10 protein-coding genes are annotated in these 8489 nt (G+C 36.6%); 7 read left to right on the top strand and 3 right to left on the bottom strand.

Going from position 1 to position 8489, the window contains the following annotated elements:
- The first annotated feature begins 120 nt into the window (after positions 1 to 120).
- The 5 genes from IQ247_RS30305 to IQ247_RS30285 all read left to right on the top strand — a co-directional run bounded on the left by IQ247_RS30305 (position 121) and on the right by IQ247_RS30285 (position 3969).
- Positions 121 to 756, top strand: a complete 636-nt coding sequence (locus tag IQ247_RS30305) for a hypothetical protein (RefSeq protein ID WP_228060188.1) — start codon at positions 121 to 123, stop codon at positions 754 to 756.
- 87 nt (positions 757 to 843) lie between these two features.
- A complete protein-coding gene (locus IQ247_RS30300) occupies positions 844 to 1707 on the top strand; it encodes a hypothetical protein (RefSeq protein ID WP_228060187.1) in 864 nt (287 codons plus the stop codon).
- A gap of 65 nt (positions 1708 to 1772) precedes the next feature.
- Positions 1773 to 1976, top strand: a complete 204-nt coding sequence (locus IQ247_RS30295; RefSeq protein WP_193925681.1) for a type II toxin-antitoxin system VapB family antitoxin — start codon at positions 1773 to 1775, stop codon at positions 1974 to 1976.
- Positions 1973 to 2371 (top strand): type II toxin-antitoxin system VapC family toxin, encoded by a 399-nt coding sequence (gene vapC / locus IQ247_RS30290; RefSeq protein ID WP_193925680.1) that lies wholly within the window; start codon positions 1973 to 1975, stop codon positions 2369 to 2371. Before IQ247_RS30295 ends, vapC begins: the two co-directional genes overlap by 4 nt.
- 101 nt (positions 2372 to 2472) lie before the next feature.
- A complete protein-coding gene (locus IQ247_RS30285; protein WP_228060186.1) occupies positions 2473 to 3969 on the top strand; it encodes an ATP-binding protein in 1497 nt (498 codons plus the stop codon).
- 136 nt (positions 3970 to 4105) lie between these two features.
- Here IQ247_RS30285 and IQ247_RS33470 read toward each other — a convergent pair whose 3' ends face one another.
- From IQ247_RS33470 to IQ247_RS30275, 3 genes are read right to left on the bottom strand one after another with little or no spacing between them, the layout of a single operon-like run.
- The gene (locus IQ247_RS33470; RefSeq protein ID WP_322745610.1) at positions 4106 to 4306 is read right to left on the bottom strand and encodes an element excision factor XisI family protein; all 201 of its coding nucleotides are present in this window, start codon (positions 4304 to 4306) and stop codon (positions 4106 to 4108) included.
- On the bottom strand, positions 4254 to 4589 hold the full coding sequence (locus IQ247_RS33465) for an element excision factor XisI family protein (RefSeq protein WP_322745609.1): 336 nt from the start codon (positions 4587 to 4589) through the stop codon (positions 4254 to 4256). The genes IQ247_RS33470 and IQ247_RS33465 overlap by 53 nt, the downstream gene beginning before the upstream one ends.
- 42 nt (positions 4590 to 4631) lie before the next feature.
- Positions 4632 to 5300, bottom strand: coding sequence for a hypothetical protein (locus IQ247_RS30275; RefSeq protein ID WP_228060185.1), 669 nt, complete (start codon positions 5298 to 5300; stop codon positions 4632 to 4634).
- A gap of 160 nt (positions 5301 to 5460) precedes the next feature.
- Between IQ247_RS30275 and IQ247_RS30270 the strand changes: the two genes are divergently transcribed.
- A complete protein-coding gene (locus IQ247_RS30270) occupies positions 5461 to 6612 on the top strand; it encodes a hypothetical protein (protein ID WP_193925679.1) in 1152 nt (383 codons plus the stop codon).
- Between the two features lie 159 nt (positions 6613 to 6771).
- The coding region (locus tag IQ247_RS30265; RefSeq protein WP_193925678.1) for a type IV secretory system conjugative DNA transfer family protein at positions 6772 to 8489 on the top strand (1718 nt) is incomplete at its 3' end.

Below are 8489 nucleotides of genomic sequence, written 5' to 3'. Positions count from 1 at the left end.
CCCCCTTCCCCACTCCCCCACTCCTAATTTACGAACATGAAACAATTGACAATCTTCTCTTTTGCGATATCTACTATATTCTTAGCCACTCCATGCTATGCTCAATCCGCGATATTAACAGTGAATACCAGCGAAGCTAGAGGTCTGAAATCAAAAGCTATTGATATCAAAGTTTGGAATGGTCGAGCGACTGCTATTGATTTTTCTGAAGTAAATGAACGCATTACTCAAATTTTTCTAGCAGACCCGACTCACTTTACTTATGCTACCGATACACCTTTAGATAGTGGTCAAGCTACAACTGTCTTCTTACGTAAAATACAGCCGCTGAAATTTCCTAATTTAACGACAACGAATATTACAAATTTGTTTGTCAAGACTAAAACTACTGATGGCAAAGCACATCTGTACACTTTTAACCTACTTTATAGTAATAGCTCACCTGCTTACAGTGGCTTAAGCCTATCTAATCAAACTCCATTACCTGATAGTAGAGAACCTACTTTACAAGTTGGAACATTCAAGAGAGCAACAATTGATGATATTGAACGTGGTTTGGTTTCTGCTATCGCTAAGGGTTATACTCCACCATCTGACCCTGTTGTTATTAAGGTTAGAGAATTCATTGCACTTGCTCGAAATACTTCTGATAAATCTTTGGTTGAAGTTGCTCAAAATACACAAGTGAGTTTACCTTTATTGACTGAATTGGGATTGTTAGGAATTGAAGACAGCTTTAAAAAAACCGGGAGCTAAATCAACCTGAACCAAATAAGAAAAACTTTAAGGGGAGTGAATAAATATTATCCTGCCACATTTTATCCACGTTTAATACTTAAATTTATGGCAGAGAATTCGACACCAAATTTTAAACAACATTTTCATAAAAAAGATAATAAGCGAATTGTTTTACCAAATAAAGAAGGAAATTACAATGGTTATATTTCCAATAAAATATTTTATATATTTATTTTTATCACTTTAATGATTTCTATTTATTTACATATGTATGGCTTGTATCCTCTGTGGTTAATGACTGCTATTTGGGCATCAATAAGCTTAGGAAGTAAGAGTTTTATATCAAGCTTCTCTGACCAACCAAGTAATAAGAATATTCATACTCCTATTCAATCTAAAACTAACAAAGACAATATTACTGCAATGCGTCTACCGCAACGTGAAGCAGAATTACACCGCTCCTTAGAGGGAAAAGTACTACAACCCGACGGTAAGAGTGATGCTCAGAGGGGTGTTTCTGAAAAAACTTTTTATCAAATTACTAAGCGTGTTTTTCCAAATATCGTTCAAGGTGTAGCATTTCATAACCCAAAATTTCGCCACCCTTACTCAGCGGATTTTCTAATAGTACATTCAAGTGGTTTAAGCATAGATATCGAGATTGACGAACCTTATGTAGGCAATACTAAAGAACCACACCACTGTATCGACCAAGGAAAAGATAATATTAGAAATCAATTTTTTACTAATAATAATTTACTGGTGATTCGCTTTAGTGAAAAGCAAGCTGTTAAATACCCCTATCGTTGCTGCAAAACCATAGCTAAAGTAATTGCTCAAGTGACGGGGGATTATACTTTTCTTACTCAGTTAAAAGATGTACCACTATTACCACCCGAACCCATGTGGACTATCAAGCAAGCGAAGAAATGGGCTATAGAGAATTACCGTAAAACTTATTTAAAATAAACTAAAACCTGCCTTTGTATATAATTTAGGCTATGATTAAATTATCACTTGATTGGAGTTAAATTATGCAAGAAAATAGTCTCCAAATAAATGAAAATCTTCTTCAAGAAGCCCTTGCTCTAGGTAATTATCAAAGCCGTAGTGCGGTCATAGAGGCTGCTTTACATGAATATATTCAACGTCACAAGCAACTTAAAGTTACAGAACTTTTTGGCACAATTGATTACGAATCGGATTACGATTATAAACAGCAGCGACAACAAATATGAATGTGATTGTGGATACATCTATTTGGTCATTAGCTTTTCGCCGTAATGCACCAGATGAAACAGCAAGTATTCTGAAAGATTTTCGTGATTTGATTGCGAATGGAGAAGTTGTTTTATTAGGAGCTATCCGTCAAGAAATTCTTTCTGGTATTCGGCATATTGAGCAATTTAAGCGATTACGAAACTCTTTACGTGCTTTTCCTAATTTAGAGTTAACTATAGCTGATTATGAGCTAGCGTCTGAGTTTTTTAACACCTGTCGCAGCAATGGTGTTCAAGGTTCAAATACAGATTTTCTAATATGTGCGAGTGCCGTTAATCGTGGTAACAGCATTTTTACCACAGATAGGGATTTCGATAATTTTCAATTACATATCCCAATTGTATTACGATAAGTTTAATATTCAAAGAATTAAGTTTGGCTGAAAAAATACTATATTTAGTGATTAATTTGATACTTAAAGTTGCTAGCTTTTAAATTTATATAAGTTGTTTGATGATGAATTTGAGTCATTTACCATTGTTATTCGATAGTAAACAAACTGTTATTACAATAGAAAGTCCTATTACCGAACGATTTAAAATACTGGGATTTGTTGATGAATCAGCCCAAAATATTAGACTACCTTTATATTTTTGGAATACTGGTTATTCTGAGTTACAACTATTCAATAATTTAGGACAACTTCTACCTACCCAAAATCAATGTATATCAGGATTAAATTGGTTATTACAACATCCTGATGTTCCAGGAGTATTTGTTTTTGAAGGTGCAATTTCGCCGGATATCTTAACAGGTATGTTGTCGCAAAAAACAGAAATGATACTGAGTAACTTAGTTTATGACCTAGATGCAAATTCTGTACCAAGATTTCTCATATGTGTGGAAAATTATGTTGAACTTCCTCACTCGTTAGTACCTTTAATTCCCGTATTAGTGAACCCGTTACCAAGTACATCTGATGTTAGAACTTTTGTTCGAGATGTCTGTACTAATTACTTTAGTACAACGGCGGGCAACACAAAGCAGTATGAAATTTTAATCCGCACTTGTCTAGGTTTACCGCTCGGTGAATTAGAAATGTTATTGAAACGTTTATTGAGATTTGCTCATAGCTTAGAAGAACTGATTGATGGGTTGTTAGATTACAAAAAGAGTAAGCTAAAAGGTCAGGGTGTAGAATTTATAAGCGAACCAGATGTACCTTTAGCTGCTGGTTTGGATTTATTAGAAGAAATTTTAGAACGTGCTGCGATACTACTTAAACCAGAAGCGAAACAACACAATCTCAGCTTTCCAAAAGGTATGATTCTTTGGGGACCACCGGGAACTGGGAAATCTTTGAGTGCGAAATTAGCAGCGAAAAAAATGGGTGTACCAATGGTTGCTGCTGACTGGGCTGGATTAAGAGGTGCGACTGCATACGAGTCGAGAAAGAATTTACGAGAATTTTTGCAATTTTGCGATGCGAATGGAGAACATGGTTTAGTTCTCTATTTCGACGACTTTGATAAAGGTTTTGCGGGTTTCGATTCCGATCGCGACGGTGGTGTATCTCGTCAATTAGCAGGGAAGTTGCTTACTTGGATGCAAGAGAGAACATCACAGGTATTAGTTATGGCAACAGTTAACAGATTGGAGTTTTTACCTCCAGAATTAATACGTCGTTTTGATGAGATTATTTTTGTAGACCTTCCCCATACTGGAGCAAGATATGAAATCTTTAAATTACATCTAGCGAAATATTTTCCTTCTGTGGATTTTTGCGAGAAAGATTGGTTGCGCTTATTGAGAGAAACGAAACTACTGACTCCGGCTGAAATTGCGCTGATGGTAAGAAAAACGGCACAGGAAATCTTTTATCAGAATGCACAGAAGTTTCCCACCTCGGAACTTGGGAAACGACCTTTGAATGTTAGTGTCAGGGACTTTCTAGAAGTGCGATACGCGAAGCGTCGCCCTTCGGGCTATCGCAATTTACTCCTAGCATGATTCGGGAAGAAGATAAAATTGTGGAGATTCGTAACAAAGCAGTTTATGCTCGTCCGGCTTCGTCGCCAGATACAAGCCGTTGGGCTAAAGAACCGGAGGTTTTGTTCGGTAATTGAAAGTACTAAGATTTCAAATTTTAAGCTCCAAACTCAGTAAACTGACGTATATATGGTTCATGAAATGCTAAAACAATATCAAGCTTTGGTACTCCCATTTCAACTAATTGATTAGCAATTCCAACTTCTGTACCATCGTGTTGAATCCAAATTTTCCCATCTTTAATATCAAGATGTAAAATACAACCCTTCATCGCGTTTATTTCCACGCCAACCGACATAAAGTAATTGATAGTGGTCTTCTTTTTCGTCAAAAATTGTTTGCACTTCATACTCTTCGTAATTTCTTGACATCGAAGCTCGCTTTTTTCGCTCTTCGAGAATATGTCGAATATATTGTCTATATTGTTCTACAGCCATTGACAAATAACAGAGATGTTCTACATCGTAAATCATCAATCGTAATTGATATTTCGCTACTGCCGATATAACAAATTTTCGTTGAAAAAAAGTTTCGTAAACAGGTAATCTTACAGTTGGCGGAAAGTAGACGTTCGGGTTCAATTTTTTCGCTTTGCATCCTTCCCGGTAGTTTAAAAAGGTACTTCAGATAATATTATTGATAGAACTGCGTTCAACAATGCCTACCAAAACGAGCATTAATGCTTCTAAATCATCGGGTAGCGAATAAATTTTAATATCTTCAGTAATGCGTTTAGCTTCAACATCAAGTAAACCAAAACGCCAAACATCTCCAATCGTTACAGCACCATAGTGGAATGGTTGTTCTTCAACCTGGGACAAAGCAATTAGTTCTACAGCCATCTGCGTAAATCCTCTAGTTAAATCGTCTCTTTTTGCTTCTACAACTAAAAGACTTTGACTTGCACGCAGCAAATAATCCAGGTTTCCTTTCAACCATTTAGTTACTGCCAAGGGGTACTCAATACGTAACTGACAGTCACAATAATAAGTAGCAACTTCTAACAATAATGGTGCAACAAGAGTTTCGCGACGAGCAGTTTCACTTGTAAGACTAACACGGGGCAAAGTTCGTTCGATACGGTCCCTTAAATCCGCAATTCTATCAAGGGGCTTTTTGGTTTTCGGTAGCGATAATTTAGCCCGAACTAGATTATACCCAAATTCAGCTAAAATTTCCTCTGGCTCGTAAGCCATTTCAAAATACGAGCGGAAAGTATATTCTTTATCTTCCTGGAGAATTCTGGGCTTTATCATAGGTTCACCGTAGTTAGCAATAGTTTTTTTTTGCATTATCTTTATTCTAATGATATTAAGAGTAATTGCGTTCCGCGAATTGAACTTACAGGATATAAAAATATCACTATTGTGATAAACACATTTACGTTAATAGGAAGTCACTTTCATTCTAAAAATTGTTTGAGAATAAAAGTAAATATCTCAACATAGATTAATGAAGATTGGTCAATTTATCGCTTTAAAAGTTTTTCCTATTTTACTAACTTCTCTTACTATTTGCGTTTCGTCATCTTTAGCAGAGAACCAAACCAATTTACCCACTCGGATAATTGCTTCAGAAGAAGGAAATCTTGTTTCATTACCTGACTGGCAAAGAATATCATTTAACCAAATGCCAGTAATCCAAAAAAGTGGTTCAATAAAAGTTAACGGATTAGCTCGTGAATGGAATGCCGGGGATACTCCAGACAAATATTTAACTTTAGGCGATATTGATGAAGCACTAAAACCTCAATTATTAAGCATTGGCAATATCAATGACAATAATAAACTTAATACCTTAACTTTAAAAGAATTTCCATTATTAGGAGAACAAACTATTGGACATTTAGCAGATACAATACCAAATTTAGGAGAAACTAAGATAGCCGAAATACTACCAATCGCGGCATTGTTAAAATCTAAATCTCCTCAAACAAATATCAATACCTCCTTAACAAAACTTTTATCCCAAAATCCGACTTTAGGGAATCTCAAAGTCAATCAAATTGATTTATCAAAATATACAATTTCTGACATCCCCAATCTTGATGCAGTACAACTATCAAATTTGCAAGGTTGGGAAAACGCTTTAATTAAAGATATTCCAGGATTAAGCGATGTTCCTTTAGCTTCTTTTCCTCTTCCCTTAACAGAATCAGGTAACAAGATTGCCAGAATTGATTTCATCTGGGGTACGGCAGAAAAACGTCGTCAACGCACGGTATCTGGTTCGGATGTAGCGGGCTTTTCTGTGCCATGCGAAGGGGAAGATTGTCCCCACATCGAACTTGATGATTTAGAAAATTCAGGACGCAACATTAGAGGTAACTTTGAAGGAAGCTCTTGGATTAGCGGAAAATATCAGCGCGTGAGCGGTGGTTGGGGTTGCTTGAAATCGGTAAATGGAAGTAAGGAACCCACTGGAAGATTACCTTATGGAAGCGCTTTTAAAGTAGTAGTTATGGAGCCATCGGAGACAACTGATACTGTTGATACAGCTTTATTCTTCCGTTTTAAAAATGCCTGTGGTGCAACACCATATTTTATTGGTCCCGTTCCGTTTTTTACTTACAAAGTTAATACGCCTATTTTTCTAGGAGATTGAAGATGGACAAGGTTGAAGCAATAAGTCTAAATAGTTTATCAATAAGAATTGTACGCTTTCTTATCTATTTTAATTTTAGTTTAGGAATTTCATTACTAATCGTAACCTTATTATAAAAGGCAGAAATCAGTATTTTTATTTTGATAAAAATCTTCATATATGAAACAATATTTCCTATTATCAGAGACTAGTAATAATCAAACTCTAGTTGAAGAACAATCAAAGGTCATAAAATCAAGTCTTGACATTAACGGACTTATTAAAACTTTCGCTAATACCGAAGGTTTAGCAATGATAGGAATTTTAGTATTTTTATTTATATTAAGTCAATTTTCTAATAGTAAAAAAGGCAAGATTTCTACAGGCAGAGTAGTAGGAATAAGCGAAAAGTTAGCAGCAACTAACCTTGCTCTCAAACAAATTGAAGAACGCAAACACAATAAAGTGACTTTTTGGTGTGGTTCACCCCGCTACTGGTTTTCTGGTAAATTCAGAAAATTTGGAGCAGCCTTTCAAACCTTCCTTGGAGCATCCCCAACCGTTTGGATTCCCCATGCAGAACGTTCTACCCTTGTTCTTGGCGCTCCCGGTTCCGGTAAAACCTTTGGCACTATTGACCGTATGGCAGAAAGTTGCATGATGCAAGGGTTCCCTTTAATTGTCTACGACAAGAAAGGCGACCAAATGAAATTACTTGCACCGCTCGCTGCACGCTACGGTTACGATGTGCGAATATTTGCCCCTGGTGAACCATACAGTGAAGTCATTAACCCACTCGATTTCATGGAGAATCAGGAAGATGCGGTGAGTGCGGCGCAAATTGCTCAAGTAATAAACGCAAATGCTGGTGGTAGCGGTAAAGGTGATGAGTTTTTCTCAAAAGCAGCCGATTTGTTAGCTAAAGCATTAATCCAACTAGCCAAAGGAAGTGATTGTCCAGATTTAGCCACCGTTTATTGCATCCAATCCATCGATGATTTTATCAACAAGTTACACGCAGCAGTACAAGCAGGTACGATTTCTCGTTGGGTTGCTGCTTCGTTTCAGCAGTATCTTAAAGCAAAAGATAGCGAGAAAACTATCGCTAGCATAGACACAACCACAGTCGGCATATTTTCTGCTTTTATTCAAAGGTCGCTTCTTTCTTCTTTCATTGGTAAAAGTACTATTTCTACTAAATTATCAGGAAAACAAATCCTGATATTCAAATTAGATGACCCCAGACGCGATGTTGTCGGACCATTGCTCGCAGCAGCACTTCACATGACTATTGTGAGTAATTTATGCACCCAAAGAGAAGACCCCTTGGGAATATTTATCGATGAACTGCCATCACTTTACCTCAAAGCATTACCTCAGTGGATTAACGAGTACAGAAGTAACGGAGCTTGTTTTGTTTTAGGTGTCCAATCTCTAGAACAACTAGCGAACGCATACGGTGATAATTTAGCAACCGCTATAATCAGTGCTTGCAGTACTAAAATCCTCTACAACCCAGCGAATTACTCAACTGCGGATAAGTTTTCCCAGTCTTACGGACATAAGGAATTTATCGTCAAAAATAAATCTATCAGCGATTCCAAGGAAGGACGAACTGTAACTTGGACTGATAATTTACAGACAATGCCAATTCTTACCGCAGATGAAATTATGCGCTTTCCTCAAGGTAAGTGTGTAATTACGAACCCAGGTTATACATCTGGAAGCGAAGGTTCGATTCCTTATCCCATAACTATTCCTATTCCTAAAGTAGATATACAACGAATAAATAGAAGCGAACAACTTTGGTCACAACAGGTTTATCCAAGATTAATTATGCGTTCCCCGATGGTTGATGTTAGTCATTTAGATGAAGCTATAGATTTGAGAGAAAGAAT

Source organism: Plectonema cf. radiosum LEGE 06105 (assembly GCF_015207665.1).
In the GTDB taxonomy this organism is placed as follows: domain Bacteria; phylum Cyanobacteriota; class Cyanobacteriia; order Cyanobacteriales; family Nostocaceae; genus Rivularia; species Rivularia radiosa_A.
Note: the sequence above shows the minus strand (reverse complement) of the source record. Positions and strands in the feature narration are given on the sequence as shown.